At 41.0% G+C, this 17,509-nt stretch carries 16 protein-coding genes; 1 reads left to right on the top strand and 15 read right to left on the bottom strand.

Annotated features, from left to right (window positions below):
* Positions 1-37: 37 nt before the first annotated feature.
* Together DL92_RS0116530 and DL92_RS0116525 are read right to left on the bottom strand one after the other, a co-directional pair.
* Complete coding sequence (locus tag DL92_RS0116530; RefSeq protein WP_026656630.1) at positions 38-340, bottom strand: hypothetical protein; 303 nt, start codon at positions 338-340, stop codon at positions 38-40.
* 21 nt (positions 341-361) lie between these two features.
* Positions 362-748 carry a DUF5082 domain-containing protein gene (locus DL92_RS0116525; protein ID WP_026656629.1) on the bottom strand — a complete coding sequence of 129 codons (387 nt, stop codon included), beginning with the start codon at positions 746-748 and terminating at the stop codon, positions 362-364.
* A 304-nt stretch (positions 749-1,052) separates the two neighbouring features.
* On the opposite strand from DL92_RS0116525, the gene DL92_RS0116520 reads away from it, so the two are divergent.
* Positions 1,053-2,552 (top strand): hypothetical protein, encoded by a 1,500-nt coding sequence (locus DL92_RS0116520; RefSeq protein WP_026668332.1) that lies wholly within the window; start codon positions 1,053-1,055, stop codon positions 2,550-2,552.
* A gap of 94 nt (positions 2,553-2,646) precedes the next feature.
* Here the strand turns inward: DL92_RS0116520 and DL92_RS20535 are convergent, their stop codons facing one another.
* From DL92_RS20535 to DL92_RS0116455, 13 genes are all read right to left on the bottom strand, one after another.
* Positions 2,647-3,603 carry a helix-turn-helix domain-containing protein gene (locus DL92_RS20535; protein WP_051625398.1) on the bottom strand — a complete coding sequence of 319 codons (957 nt, stop codon included), beginning with the start codon at positions 3,601-3,603 and terminating at the stop codon, positions 2,647-2,649.
* Positions 3,604-3,764: 161 nt separating this feature from the next.
* Entirely contained in the window at positions 3,765-5,375 is a 1,611-nt protein-coding gene (locus tag DL92_RS0116510) for a hypothetical protein (protein WP_026668331.1), read from the bottom strand.
* Between the two features lie 5 nt (positions 5,376-5,380).
* Positions 5,381-6,388, bottom strand: coding sequence for a glycosyltransferase family 2 protein (locus DL92_RS0116505; RefSeq protein WP_026668330.1), 1,008 nt, complete (start codon positions 6,386-6,388; stop codon positions 5,381-5,383).
* Complete coding sequence (locus DL92_RS0116500) at positions 6,381-7,604, bottom strand: hypothetical protein (protein ID WP_026656625.1); 1,224 nt, start codon at positions 7,602-7,604, stop codon at positions 6,381-6,383. Before DL92_RS0116500 ends, DL92_RS0116505 begins: the two co-directional genes overlap by 8 nt.
* Before the next feature lie 7 nt (positions 7,605-7,611).
* Positions 7,612-8,802: a glycosyltransferase family 4 protein gene (locus DL92_RS19785; RefSeq protein WP_051594228.1), complete on the bottom strand. Its 1,191-nt coding sequence runs from the start codon at positions 8,800-8,802 to the stop codon at positions 7,612-7,614.
* 11 nt (positions 8,803-8,813) lie between these two features.
* Positions 8,814-10,103 (bottom strand): glycosyltransferase family 4 protein, encoded by a 1,290-nt coding sequence (locus DL92_RS0116490; protein ID WP_026668329.1) that lies wholly within the window; start codon positions 10,101-10,103, stop codon positions 8,814-8,816.
* A 2-nt stretch (positions 10,104-10,105) separates the two neighbouring features.
* Entirely contained in the window at positions 10,106-11,014 is a 909-nt protein-coding gene (locus DL92_RS0116485) for a glycosyltransferase (protein ID WP_026668328.1), read from the bottom strand.
* 14 nt (positions 11,015-11,028) lie between these two features.
* On the bottom strand, positions 11,029-12,207 hold the full coding sequence (locus tag DL92_RS0116480) for an EpsG family protein (protein WP_026668327.1): 1,179 nt from the start codon (positions 12,205-12,207) through the stop codon (positions 11,029-11,031).
* Entirely contained in the window at positions 12,204-13,016 is an 813-nt protein-coding gene (locus tag DL92_RS0116475) for a glycosyltransferase family A protein (protein WP_026668326.1), read from the bottom strand. Before DL92_RS0116475 ends, DL92_RS0116480 begins: the two co-directional genes overlap by 4 nt.
* A gap of 60 nt (positions 13,017-13,076) precedes the next feature.
* Positions 13,077-14,258, bottom strand: a complete 1,182-nt coding sequence (locus DL92_RS0116470; protein ID WP_026668325.1) for a YveK family protein — start codon at positions 14,256-14,258, stop codon at positions 13,077-13,079.
* A 61-nt stretch (positions 14,259-14,319) separates the two neighbouring features.
* Entirely contained in the window at positions 14,320-15,765 is a 1,446-nt protein-coding gene (locus DL92_RS0116465) for a sugar transferase (RefSeq protein WP_026668324.1), read from the bottom strand.
* On the bottom strand, positions 15,766-16,512 hold the full coding sequence (locus DL92_RS0116460) for a glycosyltransferase family 2 protein (RefSeq protein WP_026656617.1): 747 nt from the start codon (positions 16,510-16,512) through the stop codon (positions 15,766-15,768).
* The gene (locus DL92_RS0116455; RefSeq protein ID WP_026656616.1) at positions 16,512-17,444 is read right to left on the bottom strand and encodes a glycosyltransferase family 2 protein; all 933 of its coding nucleotides are present in this window, start codon (positions 17,442-17,444) and stop codon (positions 16,512-16,514) included. Before DL92_RS0116455 ends, DL92_RS0116460 begins: the two co-directional genes overlap by 1 nt.
* Between the last annotated feature and the right edge of the window lie 65 nt (positions 17,445-17,509).

The raw sequence follows: 17,509 nt of genomic DNA, 5'->3' as shown, positions 1-17,509 counted from the left end.
AATTCCGCCATGTTTATCCATTTATTTTCCATAAGTATTAACCCTCTTCCCTATCTATTTTTGCGGCAATATCAATATCTGTTTCAACTATCTTGCCGGTACTTTTATCTAGAAGTGTTGCAGTATCAATACTTACAACATCCTTATATGTTGCTGTCAGATCTTTCTGTCTTTCAGCTATGTATTTGATCATGTGGAGTGAGGCATCTTCGCCGATGAGTCCGGCTTTTGCCAAAGCAGAATCTTTAATCTCAAGAACGTTTGCAGAATTTTTTATATCTGAAATAAGCGCATCTACCGCCTGTTTCCCCAACTGTATCTTTTCACCTTTACCACTCATTGTTTACCATCCCCGTTATCCTTAATTTTGAGCCTGTTCACGTTCACGCTCTCGCTCGCGCTCACGTGCACGTCTTTCCTCTTCTTCAATTCTTTCTATCTCCGCTTCAAGCTCTGCAATCTGAGACTCGGCTTCTCTTATCATCTTATCTATGGCACTTCTAAGCCGCGTACACTCGCCCTTTGCTCCGTCCATTCTAAAAACGCAGACGTTCTTAGCCTTAACTGCGTTCTGCTCGTTAACGCCAATCCACTCGCCTGCTCTGCTTAGATCTATTCCATCAAGTGTATCTTTCTGGGTCTCAATCTGTCTGATATATCCGTCGATAACTGTCTGTTTCTCCCTCATTGCTCTGATGTCTTTTCTGATTTCTTCAATCTTTCTTCTGCAATCCCCGATTCTACTCACTATAACCTCCAATACGTTGTTGTAACATATTTTTTACATAGCAAATGTGCCACATGCAAGTTTTTGCTGTTTTTGTGAATATTAATTTATTATAGTTCAACAAATATTCACAAACATTATTGCATAATCCGGATAAGATGTAAATCAAAACAACCCTGACTAGAAAAAGTATACGCTTACTACTAAATACTCTCAAGAATCAATTCTCTAAGACACAGAAAAAACAATATTCCATGCTACCATTGTATGAGTACACGTAAACAATATAGTATTTCTGAGGGTTCACAGAGAAAGGAAAAATGACATGAAGAAAAAACAGGCACTTGCAATAATTATTGCATCTTCTATGGCACTCTCGATTGTAGGCTGTGGTGGTGCAGAGATGAGCGCTTCCGAAGGAAGCAGTGAAATGGAAGTAACTGAAGAAGAAAAAAGAGAGATTGCGAAATCAGAGATGGTCGCAGCTGTAGATGCATCTTCTGTAGCTTCATCGGTTGAAGAAGCTGCAACAGCCACATCATCAAGTGAGCAGACCGCTGCAACCACTGCAACATCAAGCAACGCAGCTACAACTGCCGCTTCTGCCAATAAAGAAGCTGCTCCTGTAAAGCTTGCAGATCACGAACTTATGTACAACGGCAAAGTTCTTTCTGTATTAAATGATGTAGGAAAGACATTTGAAGATCTTGGTGTTTATGATAGAAAAATAACCGATCTTCCGAATGAATTCTTTTATGTTTATGATACGCCGGGTATCGAATTTGCAACTTATCCTGCCGAAAAAGATGTGCTTCCTTTAGCGATTGATGTCAGCAAGCCGGGTGTTACAACATCTCGTAATATCGGAGTCGGCAATACAAAAGACGAGATTGAAGCCGCATACGGAAAGCCTTCTGAAAAGAACAATTATACAGGTCAGACAGGTAAAGAGTATTACTACAAATATCAGTTTGATAAATTCTCTGTCTGCTTCTATTTAAACGCAAAAAGCAATACCGTAATATGGTATGAAATTGATAACACAGCAAATGTGGAAGCAAAAAATAAGGCATCAAAAAATGCTGAGAAGGCAAAATCTGCAGAGACTGCGGCTGCAACAGCTGCTTCAACCGAGGCAACTCCTCAGCCCGCTGCAACTACTGCTTCAACTACAGCAACTCCCCAGCCTGCTGCACCAACAGAGAATAAGCAGACAGCTCACAACGAGGAGAAGTTTGGAAGCTGCGGAAAAGCATTTGCCGAAGTTGCAAAAAAATCGCATGATGCAAACAGCAACGCCAAATATGCTCTTCTTTATTTAACCAAAGATCAGACACCCGAACTTGTTGTAGACAATCCGGGAAAATCTGTTTCTTTGTATACTTTTGAAAACGGAAAACTTATTACCATGATTTCAGATTGGCGTTATGGTGTAAGCTCTCAGGGATATGGAACAACATCATATTGCTACTTACCTTATGAAAACAGATTCCTTGAGAACACCAACAACTGCCTTGCATACATTGATCACTATGCCGGAGAAGAAACGATTATTTGTGATTGTTCGTATAACTTCTTACCGTTCTGGCCTAAAGTAGCTGAAGTAGTACCTTCAGGAGATGCAGATGCTCCGCGTCGAGAAGCGAATATGGGCGAGAGTTTTCGCAGATCAACTAGCGGAGAGAATAATTATATGGCGCTGTCACATTCAGGACTTACAGAGGAAGATGCCAATAGAATATTGGCAGATACACACTGGGAGAAGCTTGAAGGTAGCATGGACTACGACACAATACTTTCCAAAATTACAGAACTGGGACTGTAATATAATATCTAAGCCATATCAGAGTTTATAAAAATAGAAGGTACCTCCAACATCTAAACTGTTGAGGTACCTTTTTTCATGGCATATGCAATTTCTATGCGGTTGCGTCAGCTGTTATCTCAGATGCAATTTTACGTTTTCTATGAAGTGTTACAACCTGATATATTATCATACCGCAGATCAGCAACACCGAAACGCTTCCAAATGCAACACGATAAATAAACAGCTTACCCTGATATGGTATTGCATCATGAAACTGATTAGCTTCGTTAAATCTACCGGCCATATAGATTACATATTCAACAAATTCTTTTATGGCATCGATCATTTTCCATACCGAAACTCCTACAAGCATAACAGGTACAATGACTTTCTCATTTTTACGAATAAAGTATAAAACTGCTGCCACCGCTCCTATTATTCCCAATAAGCAATCAAAATAATACGGTACAAAATTAGGAGTTCCGACCATAGAAGCGCTGTTTCTTTGAACCATCGTTATATCATTAGCTGCAATCACAAGACTTTCAATAAAAAAGATAGCATAATACGCCGCTATGACCGCTCCTATCTTTTTGGGCGAAAGAGTAACTTTTATAGAATGAACCAATCCATAAGTAAAAATCAGCACTTGTAAAGTTCCGCATACTATTTCACATACAGTCCTGACTACCGTCGCGACGTCATTACATCTTACAGCCCATCCGGTTATATATTTCCAATCTGTAGTCAAAACTTCCCTGCCTATAATTGATACCAATGAAAATATTATTACCGCGTAAAAAAAGATCATTACATTATTTGCTACTCTATTCTCTACTACAGGATTTCTTTCAACAACTTTATCCATTTCATTCCCGGATAACAGGTCGTCAAGGCTCACCTCCAGAATATCTGATAATCTCTTTGTCGTAAGAAGGTCGGGATATCTGTCACCGCATTCCCAGTGCGAAACCGTCTGCCTTGTTACATATAACTTTTCCGCCAATGTCTGCTGTGTCAGTCCCGTCTTCTCGCGGGCCCGTCTTAACTGCTCGCCAAATTCGACCATATTACCTACGCTCCTTTCAAAATGTCACCTGCAAGTGTAATTTTAGTATCCGATATGCCCGCAGAAACTACAAGCAACACCTCGAAATTCCATGTCGCTCAAATGTTGCCCCACATAAAAGAAAGGAAAACGCCGATAAAATCAGCATTTTCCTCTCCGTATTATTCTCTCGGTGTATCAAAGCGATGCTCTGTGATACCGCTTATCTCACAAGTGGTCCACATGTCTTCCGAATCAACTTCTCTTATAGAATCAAGTTTTTCACAACTCTTGACGAGGTTACAGATCGCATCATTCTTATAATCATCATCCGCAACATAAAGCACGATCTTTCCCGCATTCACAACGCCCTGCTCTGTAAGCGGATCAAGATTCTCCTCATCCATGTAAAAGACTCTGTCGTATTGCAAAAGCTCATCCGTAAGGCGCCATACATTGTGAGGCGTTGCGGGATTGAACATTACAACCGCAACTTCGCCACTATTCGCCTGAGCATAATTTATTTTATCCACGTCCTCTTTGTATAAAAAGAGAACATTATTGCCCGTAACATGGCCTTTTATAAGAAAAGCAAGCATAACAATCGTTACGATGGGAACGCATACCCTGTCTTTACCAATCTTCTCAGCAACATAGTAAAGAGCCCACATCACAAGTAAGATTATAAGTCCGTATATAGGCATCTCGTATCTGTTTGAAGCACTTCCCACCAAAAGAGCCGCCTTAGTCGTAAGGAAGAAATACCCTGCCGTTCCGGCCGTAAGAATAGCCACTTCAGCACTTATATCAAAACGTATTTTATCAAAACGTTCCTTGCGGGTTGCAACAAGATACGCAACTCCCACCGCAAGCATTATCGCAAGAACTGTAAGCCCTCCGCCGAAAACAAAGTCGTTCAAAAGTCCTGTAAAGAACGAAAGACGCATGAATGTGTTCTTTACATCAAACATACTTCCCGTTGCTCCTGTCCCTCTGTAACCTCCAAGAAGGTGATGAAGCATAGCGGGATATGTGATAACCGCAAGCACCATACTAAGACCACATCCCACAACATACGCAACGGTATTTCTGAAATCTTTTTTCCTAAAGAACATCCACACTGCAAGGGCAAAGCCTATGCAACCAAAAAAGAATATATAGAAATACTGAATCAGAACTCCAATGTATGAAACCACTGCGATAGGAAGCAACAGTTTAACACAGAAGTTTTTCAGATCATCTTTATACGAATCATATTCCTGAATGAATCTAACATGCAGATATGCACAGATGAATACTGCCGCCGTGAGCCATGCATACATCCTGATAAGCATGTTACACGAAACAGTCTGAGGGTTGAGCCCCCAAAAGCCAAGTACGAACAGCATCACATAATATGGAAGGCGAAGCCTCTTCATCAGAGCAAACAACGCCAAGAAAGAAATAACAAACGCAATTAAATTGGTAATAAGTCCCGTCCACTTGGTAAATGTGGAAGGGACCATTGAACACACGGTATGAAAAATGAAATAATATATCGGAGGATGAACGTCCCATGACTGAACAAGTTTAACGAGTCCGTAATTAAAGCCTTCCCCCGGCTTTACACTAAACTCATCAAAGATAGTCTGCTTGTCCTGCCACTCTCTGTCCGGCTGATAAAGTCCCTGACTTCTGTTCGATGAAAAATATGTATAATACTCATCTTCATGGAAGCCCGACTTCTGAAAGCCAAAGAAAACACTGAAAAGAACAGATACGATCAAAATTATATATACTATGCTTTTTTTCATAAACCTCAAAGTCCTCTTAATGCTGCATGAAGGCTGCGCACCAAACGCGGTGCAGGTGCAAGTATGCACAGGTAAGCCTTATTTTTTCCGGTCAAATACTTATTAGTAATAATACCAAGTATATTCTTTCTGATATTTTTTACAACACCAATATAGAATAAATTATCGCTTGTCATCTTACTTACGGGAATATGCAAGAGATAATCAAGCCTTTGATAATAACCGAATCTCTCAGCAATAGGTATGAGATTCTTATAATTTTCTTTTACAATATCAAGCGCTACGTCTGCGTTGCGCACTATATCTGTAAATACGGAAGGAAAATAATCTTTGTCTTCCGCTTTTTTTCTCGAATTACTTCCGAGTCTGTAGAACACATGATAGTACTGCTCGGGAAGAACGATAAGCTTGTTCACCTTTGGAAGCACATCTATCATAAGTCTGAAGTCTTCATTAAGCTCGCCTTCAGGAAATTTAAGTCCTTCGGAAAAGACACTTCTCCTTGTTATCTTGGTGCAAAAAGAGGCATCACCCGTGTGAAGCAAGAGTTTTTTGAGCTGTTCTTCAGGTGAAAACTCAGTCACTTCGGAAGGTGGGATAACAACATCGGGAAGTCTCTTACCGTCTTCCGAGATCTCATCTCTTGAAATCTGCACCATATCTGCGTCATATTTAACGGCAGCCTCTGCAAGCACTTTGTACATACGGGGATCGACATAATCATCACTGTCTACAAAGCCGATATAATCGCCTGTTGCATGCTCCATACCAAGATTTCTGGCACTGCTTGAACCACCGTTTTCCTTGTGAAGCGCAGTTACATTATCATACTTGGCAGAAAGCTTGTCGCAAAGAGCTCCCGTAGAATCGGTAGAACCGTCATCAACAATAAAGATCTCAAATTTATCCTTGGGATAATCCTGCTCCGCAACGGAATCCACACACTTCTCAAGAAGCTTTTCAATATTATATGCAGGTATAACAACCGTTATCTTTGGTAAAGACTCAGCCACTGGTAACCTCCGGCTCTCTCATCTGAAGATAGAGATCGTATCCTACAACCATGATCACTACAAGCATTGCGATCGACAACGGCCAAAGTGTAAGTACTGTCGAACCAAACAGATATCTTGTATAAGTGATCATTGTTATCACCTGCAGCGCCACGCATACAGGAACACGCTTAATACTCAGGATTGCATAAATAACCGCAACAACTTCAGGAATATAACCGTATCTCTCATGCATTGCAGGAAGGCAGAAGCAGCATATCTCTGCAGTAAACACGACAAGAGTTACCATGTATTTTCCGGTCACTTCAAAGTTCTTTTTGTAAACGTAATAAGCAAGTACTCCCATGATTATTACTGTTGCCATAGTTCCCGCGGAAATCAGAATTTTCCTTCCCGCACTGCTTAAGTCTCCTGAAACAATCGTATAGATGCTGGGATAGTTCATTGTAAGCCTTGAGAACATCTGAACCTGCCTTCCGTATGTACCAAGAAGGTCTCCCCAGCTTCTTCCCGCAATTGCAGCAGGAACCATCGCAAGTACATGTACAACGGGGATCCATAAAACGTATCTGATCTTGACCTTATTTTTTAACCACATAAGGACAATAAAAGGCACAAAGAATATCGCCTGTTGTTTAAAACTGTAAGCAAATGCCATATAAATAAAGGCTCTGTTATCATTTCTCTTCATAAAATGAAGGAGTGAAAGAAGAACAAACGCTGTATAGATTGAATCGTTCTGTGCCCAGGCAGCGCTGTTAAGTACAGCTGTCGGAAGAAACATCATAACACCGTAAGACATCATTGCTTTAGTGAGGTTCTTGTCGGTAATATGATATACAATCCTGAAAACAGTGATCGCGCAGATAAAGTCAAACAACACCGGAACGCTCTTTACAAGATATATATCGGGAATACTGCCGCCGATATAGTGAAGAATAACTATTACATACTGAAAAAGACAGTTGTAGTCAAATGTACTTGCCTCAGACACACCGGGCTTTATACCAAGATAAGCAAATCCTCCGGCAGCGTGGCACTCTCTCATCCAGTCCGCAAATGCCTTCACATAGTCACCTGACCTTATACCAAAAAGTGACAATCTGAAATAAACTCCCAAACATGACAGTATGGTAAAAAACAGCATGTCAAAGATGGGAATTTTATGCTTAAATATTTTTATTTCCGTTGTAAAAAAGTCATCAATAAATCTCATGTTTTCCTCATTCCAGGCAATCCCCTTCGGCCATTGCACGAAGGATGCTCTCAGGTTTTATAATTTCCGCTTTACTCATAGGTCCGATATCTGCAGGTCGCGGAACAGCTCCGTCAATATACTCTCTGCAAAATCTGACAAATTCCATAGATGCATTTTTTGCATTCCAGACCTTTTCTATAGTATCATATCCGTTTTTCGCGAACTGCAAAATTTTATACTTTTCTTGAAATAAAGACAATACCTTTTTCTTAAACTCATCGCAATCGCCATTCTTGTAAGTAAGCCCGTTTTCTCCGTCCTTTATAAGAAACGGTACGGATCCCGCCTCTTTTGAAGCAACGACGGCGCATCCGCATTGCATGGCTTCATTCACAACAGCTCCCCATCCTTCCAGATAGTTACTTGTGAAAAGAAAAATATCCGAATCTTTCATATGTGTTGTCACTTCTTCAGGTTTGAGATTTCCCTGAAAGCTGACATTCGCTGAGAGCCCTGCATCTGAAACGGCTTTTTCAAGCTCTGCTCTCATATATCCGTCGCCTATCATTTTAAGCTCGTAGTCATATCCGAATTTCTCCAGCTCTTTGCATAGTTCAATCGCAAACTCGGGATGTTTTAGTTTTATAAATCTTCCCGCCCAGCAAAGCCTTATCTTATTGTCAGTCTCGCTCACTTTGAAACTTCTGTCTTTTACATCCGGATAATATCCCCACTTCAGCATCTTACGGGGATATGCATGAATAAGCTTAAAGTCCGCAGAAACATAAGCTCCTGCGCACAAGAGATATACAGGCTTTTTACGGTATCTTATATGCTCGTCATACTTTTTCAAAAGCCCTCTCGGAGTAAGCCACTTTATCCTGCTTCCTCTGTAGATTCTCTCACTTACGCGAAAAGAAAGCTTACCTGACGCAAGTCTCCTTCTCTCAAGATCTGACGTGATTCCTTCCGTCCATCCAAAGATCACAACATCACTGTTAAGAATAAGATCTTCGCAGTATTTTTTATCCTCGTAGAAAAGGGAAACATACGGATAGTCCTTTGGATTCACAGCCCATCCCATGGTGATTCTCTTTTCCTCCATGGGCATCGCCTGGACAAAGTGAAACTCAACATCCTCAAACAGGCTGCTCATAGCATCGCAAAAGGGAATCTGATGATGATTTATGTAGTTTGATACAAATGTTATTACCACAGATCTCTCCCTTATTTTCTGCAAATTGCATCGTAGATTTCAAGAAGTCTCTTGTAATTGGTATCGGCGTTGTGGGTCTTAGCGGCGCGCTTACTTGCATTGTCTCCGTAAACGGCTGCAATAACCGGCTCATCCCACATCTGCAAAATTGCTTCCGCAAGTTTCTTGTAGTCCATATTTTCAAATATAACGCCGTCCATTCCATCCGTGATCATATCCGGAATACCGCCGGCGTTGGCCGCAACGACAGGAACTCCCAGAAGCATCGCTTCTCCGACGGAATTGGGCGAATTCTCAACAACAGAAGCACACACAAACACGCTGCTCTTCAAAAAGCGGTTCTTCATTTCGACATCCGACAATGTACCGACCATCGTAACTTTCTTTCTGAGCCTGTTCATCGCGATAAGTCTCTTAAGATATTTGCCGTAAGCGCTTGCACGCATAAAGTACGGATACTTGCTCTTACCTCTGCCGATTATGTTGTTTCCCGCAACATACACATGCGCATCGGGATATTTCTTAAGTATGATCGGCATTGCCTGAAGTAAAAAGTGAAATCCCTTAAGCGGATAATCTCCCTGTGAAAGGAAGATGCTGTGAGGAATAGTCTTCCTCTCTTCCCATTTTCCCGAATAAAAGCAGGGTCTCATGGTCTCGTTCATGGCAAAATACTCTGCACGCGGATTGATACTATAAGAAGCCTCTTTGTCAAACGTTGTTCTTCCCGTCACATTTCCCGTGAGCAAAAGAACTTTTTTCTCATTTTCGGCTCTTAACTTGAATTTCTCCTGCTGCTGAATAAGCGAATCCTCTTTCAGTCTGTCTCTGAAAGTTGTGGACTCCTGTACTTTCTTTGGAAGCCCCGCCATATAAGCTTTGGCGATCTCTGTGCAGACTCCCTGTATCCCTACAAGACTTCTCTCCGGTCTTCCAAAGGTTCTGAGCGCCGCAAGAGCGTGCGGAAACTCGGTTCCGAAAACATGAACAATGTCAGGCACAAAATCTTCGATTATCTGCTTAAATCTTGATTCCAGGCTTTCATCGTAGTTTTCCGGATGTCCAAGGTCCTCTTTAAATCCGTAATAAGTTATTCCCTCAACAGTTTCTTTTCCCTCGGACACAGGTCCTTCCGAAGGAAATGCAATACCGAGAGTTATCTTTCCCCCGGCTGTCGTGCTTTTTTCTTTTTGAAGCCTGTCAAGACAGCCTGTAAGCCATCCTTCCCTGACCGAGTATTCAATTCCATGCGCCTTGGCATAGGCAGGGAGCATGATATTACAGACCCATAATATTTTCAAATTTATTTCTCCTTAAGCCTGTATACTGCACTTTTTATCTTATTATATATACCGGCTGTAATTTTATTCTCCGCAATGGCAGTCCTTAACTTAGAAAGAGTGAGCACTCTTATAATGTCGTACTTCCTTATCTGCGCACCTGTGAGATAGAGCTTTATGATCTCTTTTCTCTCCTCTTCGGAAAGCTTCTTGTTCTGATCTGAGAAACCTCCGCCTTCATAATCGGCAACTATGCGCGGAATGTAAAAAGTGCTTGCTTTGTCTCTGTAATAGCACCTAAGGAACTGCTCATAATCCGCTCTAACCTTGTACCTGAGCTCAAAAGGATTGTTATATACAAGCCTCTCATCATAGAAACAAGCCTGATGAGAAGGCAGATTCCTGTAACATGCATGATCGTCGATCTTGGGGTTTGAATGAATCCTGTTACCTGTCGAGCAGTCAAATATATCACCATAGTAAATCGCAGGAAGAGTCGTGCCCTCTTTGGAATTTCTGTCTACGATCGCATCATGTACATCCCTGAGAACGTTCTCGTCCCTGAACGTATCTCCGCAGTTCAAAAAGAAAATATAGGCAGGTTCTTCACCCGCTCTAAGAAGCTTAACTTTGTCGGTATTCTCCGCATCCTGATCGATCGCGCGCTGGTTTATTATCTTTTCCTCAAGATAAGATGCAGCAATATTCATCGCATGATAGATCCCGGAATCACAGCTTTCGACAAGAATCAGGTCTTTGCCGATATCGTACTTAGCCTTTAATTTCTCTATCGAACCGTCCGTGGACATTCCATCCTTGACAAGGATGCGATACCCTGTATAACTCTGCCTTCTGACGCTCTCGATCGTATCGATGAGCTTGTCTCCGGCGTTATATGAAACCACTATTATATTAAAAAAAGTTTTTTTCATTTCATTCATACTCTTTAATACCCTGTCTCAGAAAGAATCGGTGGCATATCATCAAACATTATGGTCGTATACGGAAGTATTCTCGTTCCGTTCGCAGGCGCTATCCTCTTCATAAATATCACAAAATACATAAGGCATCCAAGAAGTACCAACGACGTACAGATTTTTCTTTTCTTAGGATCCTTGATACCAAGCAGAAGCGCCGGTACAAACAATACATGTGTTATCGTAAGATAATAAGATATTCTCGAAATCACTTCATCCGTCAAAAACGCCGCAAACACATAAAGCGCAAGTGACATTACGTTGCAGTGGAAAAAGAAAATGTTTTCCCTGTTACCTTTTATCTCATCCTTGTACAAATAGATCGATGCCGCAAGAATAAGTGCGCACCTTGCAATGCTGATATAACTGTAATGTATCGGGCCTGCGACCATCCTGTCATAAGTTGCCGTTCCCTGATAGTCTGAATAGATCTTAACCGCAATCTTCGCATAAATCGGTCTTAAAAAGAAACACGAAGCTCCCAAAGCAGCTCCCAAAACATACATCCATTTCTTCCAGTTTATCACCGCGATCGGATATAGCACCAAGATTATCAGAAGAGATTTGTGAAAAAGAGCTCCCACAAGGATCATAAGAACAAATCTCGGGTAATCTTTTTTCACCAGATATTCTATTGAAAGCAAGGCAATACCAAGCCCGAAATAATAACGAACGGTACTTAATGACTGAAAATAAAAGCCAAGAAGCATAAACATTGCAAATGACAATTCAAACCACTTACTCTGTCTCCATATCCCTTTCATAAAAAAAAGAACTGTAAGAAAAGCAAATATGGCAAATACCAAAACATAGTTCTCAAATCCGCAGAGCTTATAAATAACATATGTTAAGGCTTTAAACCCCTCTTCTTCCGGAACTTTCGGAATCCATCCGTCCGATTTTGAGTTGATAAGATGCATGTGCTCAACATACGTTGCGTAGTCGTTTCCGACATTCAGACGAAGCGCGGATACCGCAAACAGCCCCAGAAATATAGCCGTAAGTACGATGGCATTTATAGCCTCCTGCCTTGTCATACCTCTGTAAAATCCGATACGTCCGTAACCCGCACATTCGGATACGGTATTCTTTTTTACCAAAAGAAGCAGCGCAAGCACAGCTACCGTCAATGTAAAATATACTATCATTTTGCCTTCTTAAGTTCCCTTCCCTTTCCGATGCCGTCGGAAAGAAGCCTGAAACACTTAAACAATCCCTTCTCCGCACACATTTCTTTTCTATATTTGAAAAGAAATCTAAAACCGAGAATATCAGCGAGGCTTCCGTACAAAAACGCATACAAGACACCTCTGTCATAAAAAAACTTATCCGTATATCCCTTAAACCAAGTGGACTCACCCGCTTCTTCATGACCGAGAACCACAGTAGTCCTGTATATCTTAAGTCCCGCTTTTAAACAATCATGTAAAAAAAGGCTGTCCTCTCCGTTCATGTAAGGCGCTCCGCCTCCGAATAAAAGAGAATACTTTACCCCTCTATCAAAGAGTTTCTCCCTCCTTGCAGCGATCGCATACGCAGGATATCTGCCGTAGTTCTTCCATGTAACGGGGGCAAAATCAACATTCCAATATGTTTCTCTGCCCTCCTGAGCCTTTACGTTAAAAAGAATCATGTCGGCCTCAGGGTGATCGTCGAACTCTTTTACGATCTTATCCGAATAGCCCTTGTCATAGATAATATCATCATCGCCAAAATGGATCAGTTCGCTGTCAGCCTTGGATAAAGCGGTATTTCTCGAAAGTCCTACACCTTTTTCACATCTTATAAATGCGCGTATCATCTTTGTTCCCGCTTCGAAGGTCTCATCTTTTGATTCCCCTTTGGTTCCAACAAGCTGATTTACTATTACTGCATCCGTCTCAATATTCATTTTATCCGGGAGCTCGTGCACATCCTTATTAACGGATGACACCAATATCTGCAATCTTCCTGACATAGTCTCTTTCGCTTAATTCATATATCATACGGTGTCAAAATTTACTTTTTGCCACCTTCATCATTTGATTCCGTAGTATCTCTTAATAAATTTAAGATCCGCACGTGTAAATACAATTCCGAGCACCGGGCATTCAATCTTTTTTAGCTGTGAAATCAAATGCTCAGTCATTGCCGCATTTTTCTTTCCATAGGGAACCGCGAGTATTGCGCCTTCTGCTGCCCCTATATCCGAAGCCGAAATTGCTTTTATCTTGGAAAGCTTTTCATCATAATCACTTCCGAGAGTCTTCTTAACCGATTCAAGGTCTTTTTCGGAAAAAGATGCATTATCTGCCGCATCGGATGAGATCAAAACTATATTCTCTTTATCTGCAACATATTTATCGTAAAGTTTGGCAAGCTCGCCTCTTAACAGGTCACATGCTTCATTTCCCTGAAATACGGTTCCAAGCACTCTTATGCCGTATCTTTTCTCGCATTCTTCGGGTACGTAGATTGCTTCATCAACGGCATCAATCAAAAGAATTGCCAAAAAAGCCAAAACAGCCGCAAGAATTGCTCCAAATATAATCGCTACCGCAATCCTGTTATCGGTCTTCTCAAGATAAACATCACTTTTTGATGTACATACTATAGATTCAAAAGCCTTTGACGCATTGTATGTCGGGTAGCTTTCAAGACTTTTGATAAATGCATCCGTCAGCTTTTCCACGAGTTCTTTATCAGTCTCATTGATCGTAACAAGGAGAAAACGCTCGTTTGAGATTATGTCTCCTTTTACATTGATCTTGGACTCATCCTTTATCACATCAACTCCGACTTCTTCCAAAGCCTGTAACTGATTGGATATATCCGGTCCGCCGGCGGCTTCAAGGACTTTCATCCTTTCCTGCGATATATCCACTCCCTCTTCTTTCATAGTCTTAACAAGTTCAAGAAGGAAATCGTGGTCGTTAAAAATAAAATTGGTCCATGTAGCTCCGTTATACCAGTCAAGGACTCTCTCACCCTCAGCATTTCGAATATACGCATCATCTGAGTAAGTCAGATAGAATCTTGCCTGTGCCTCATATCTTCTCTCCGGTCCGAAAGTTACCGTCACAAGATAATAGATTCCTCCTGCAATGATCGCACCGATAAGCGCAGCAACCGGAAGAATCCATATTTTTTTTAGGAACCTCAGGTAAAAACTCCTAAGGTTCAAGCTTTCATCTGTATACTTAACTTTTTTTGTGTCCATGTATTTTTGTCTCCGTATGCAGTTACACAATCTGCCCTGTAATCCGCAGTTTCTCTGCGCATTATGAGTTCTTCATAGCTGTTGTCTGATCATCCTCAATACCTTCGGTACTGTCCGGCGTAAGCATGATCTTTGGAGTAAGCAGTAAAAGCTTAATATCAAGCCAGATAGAATAATTCTCTATATATGTAAGGTCAAGCTTAAGCTTGTCATAAGGCGTAGTGTTATATTTGCCATAAATCTGCGCATAACCCGCAAGTCCCGCTTTTACCCTTGTTCTGAAAGCAAACTCAGGCATATCCTTAAGATACTGATTTATAATCTCAGGTCTCTCAGGTCTTGGTCCAATAAATGACATATCACCCTTAAGAATATTAAATAACTGAGGAAGCTCATCCAATCTGCACTTTCTGATGAAGCTGCCTACAGGGGTTATTCTTGAATCGTTCTTGGAAGCAAGTCTTGCTACACCGTCTTTCTCAGCATCAACACGCATACTTCTGAATTTCATGATTTTAAATTCTCGCCTGTTAATGGTGCATCTGACCTGCTTATAGAGGATAGGACCTCCGTCATATGCTTTTACGGCAATAGCGGTGAAAAGCATAAAAGGTGAGCTGATAATTATGAGTACAAGAGCAAGCACAATATCCATAACTCTCTTTAAAAATCTCTGCTCTACCTTAATGGAATAATCTCTCAAAAGGAAAACAGGTGAGTCAAAAAGATGAAGCTGCGTCGAGCCTTTAAGAAGAACATCTGTTATCTTAGGCATGACATAGACTCTCTTGTTATTTCCGTAGCAGAACTTAACAATCCCGTTTCTATACTGATTTGGAACATCCCAGATAATAACTCCGTCATAATCTTCAAGGCATTCTTTATATATCTTTTCTATGCCCTCAGAAATGTTCATCTTCTTGATGATCCTGTATTTATCTTTTCTTGTGTTGAATTTTGCAATGATATCATCAGCCGCATATTCTCCGTTTATGAGAAGGAGTTTTCTCGGCGGGAATATCGACATGTAAATGTAATTTGTGATGTATGCCCAGACAAAAGAAATAACCAGCTGGATAAGAAATACTCCAAGCAGCGGAAATACATCAACATAATTGACCTTGATGATCAAAAACAGACAATATGTAATGACGTTTACTACCAGAAGCGTGAAAGCCTGTGACATAAATACATCCATAGGCTTCAGATAGCCTATCTTAAGACCGCCATACGCATTAGCAACAACTACCAATAACGCGAAATAAAGAAGTATGGTAAATATATGTCCCCAAAAACTATAGGTAATACCTCTACCCATATACTCATCACCACCATAATTACCATCATCTTTTATAATATATCTTCTCCAATCATGTAAGATTGGGTAATAAACCATATACCAAGACCAGGCATATACTGCGGTCTGCATGGCAAGTCCTACTGCCCCCAGCAATAAAACCATAATTCTTTTTACAGATTCACTATGTTTCATATCTTTTACAGACAATCAAAGCCTTCTAAGCGTTGCTCTGAGCGCCCATCCTCCAAAATAAAATAATGACTCCAAAACCGACAGATTAGCTATATTCCTGTACAGGAACCAGATTCTCTCTATTGCAATAAACTTATTAGATGAAAGCGACTTTGGTGGTCTTCTGTATATTGCAAGATTCTCATCAAGTCCGTAACCGACTATTCCACTCTTAAGTATTCTCCACCATGTGGCTGTGTCCTCACTCGGAACATCCGGCATATGTATGATCTCCATGTCGATCTTTTCCGTATCGAACATGACAGTAGTTGTAAATATAACCGTTCTTGAAAGTGCCTGTCTGAAATTCATTGTCTCGGGAACATGAACTATCTTTCCCGTAGGTCTTGCAAGTCCGTCGCCAAACTCATATGAATGAAAAGCAAATGCCGCTCCTGTTTTCTCCATGAATGCTATCTGCTTTTCAAGCTTATCCGGCATCCAGACATCATCCGCATCCAGGAATGCGATATATCTTCCCGCCGATGCATCAATTCCCGTGTTACGGGCTTCTGCAGCTCCGGCGTTTCTCTCTTTTCTGATAAGTCTTATTCTCTTTCCGCTTGATTCTATTATATCGGATATGATCTCCGCACTGTTATCAGGCGATGCGTCATCAACAAGGATGAGTTCCCAGTCCTTGTAGGTCTGCTCACATACCATGTCGATAGTTTTCCTGATATATCTCGCCGCATTGTATACGGGTACTACTATACTTACCATTAAATTTCCTCTTTAACTATATATAAAGGACGCTTTTTCACCTCGGTATAGGTCTTGGAAAGATACTGACCTACAATTCCTATGCAAAAAAGCTGTATTCCGCTTATAAGTGAGATTATACACACAAGCGAAGGCCATCCGTTTGTTTCATCGCCAAATGCCAACTTTCTCCATATCGTAAATATTATGAAGACAAAAGAAAACAAACAGAAAAACAATCCCGTAAATGCCGCAAACGAAAGCGGTATCGTTGAAAACGCCATTATTCCGTCAACCGCATATATAAAGAGCTTCCAGAAAGACCACTTAGTCTCACCCTTTCTTCTCTCCACATTTTCAAACTCAATCCACTTATTCTTAAAGCCTACCCATCCGAATATTCCCTTGGAAAAACGATTGTATTCCTTAACAGACAGCACCGCGTCAACAAACTGCCTTGTCATAAATCTATAATCTCTTGCACCGTCAACAATCTCAGTCTTGGACATTCTGTTTATCATCTTATAGAACATCCTTGCAAAAAATGATCTGATTGGAGGCTCACCTTTTCTGTTTACCCTCCTTGTAGCCACGCTGTCATATCCTTCTTCCTCAACAGCCTTATACATTTCAGGCAGAAGCGCCGGCGGATCCTGAAGATCGCAGTCCATTATAACAACGTAGTCTCCCGCCGTCTTTTCAAGTCCCGCATATATAGCCGCCTCTTTTCCAAAATTCCTTGAAAAGCTGACAAGCTTAACACGTTTGTCCTTATTATTGAGCTCTTTTACCATATCTACAGTCTTATCCGTCGAACCGTCATTTACATAGACAAGCTCAATATCGACATCCCGCTCTTTGAAAAAAGCTTCGTTCTTCATTAGTTCGTCGTAAAAATCCTGTATGTTTTCCTGCTCGTTATAACAAGGAACTATAACGCTCAAAAGTTTCATAATTTTTCTCCAAATCGTCCTGTCTTAAAAATGTATAAATGCGCAGTCCTATTCAATATTCTACA

The sequence above is a fragment of the Butyrivibrio sp. AE2005 genome, from assembly GCF_000686965.1.
In the GTDB taxonomy this organism is placed as follows: Bacteria; Bacillota; Clostridia; order Lachnospirales; family Lachnospiraceae; genus Butyrivibrio; species Butyrivibrio hungatei_A.
This window is presented reverse-complemented; position numbering and strand designations above follow the sequence as displayed.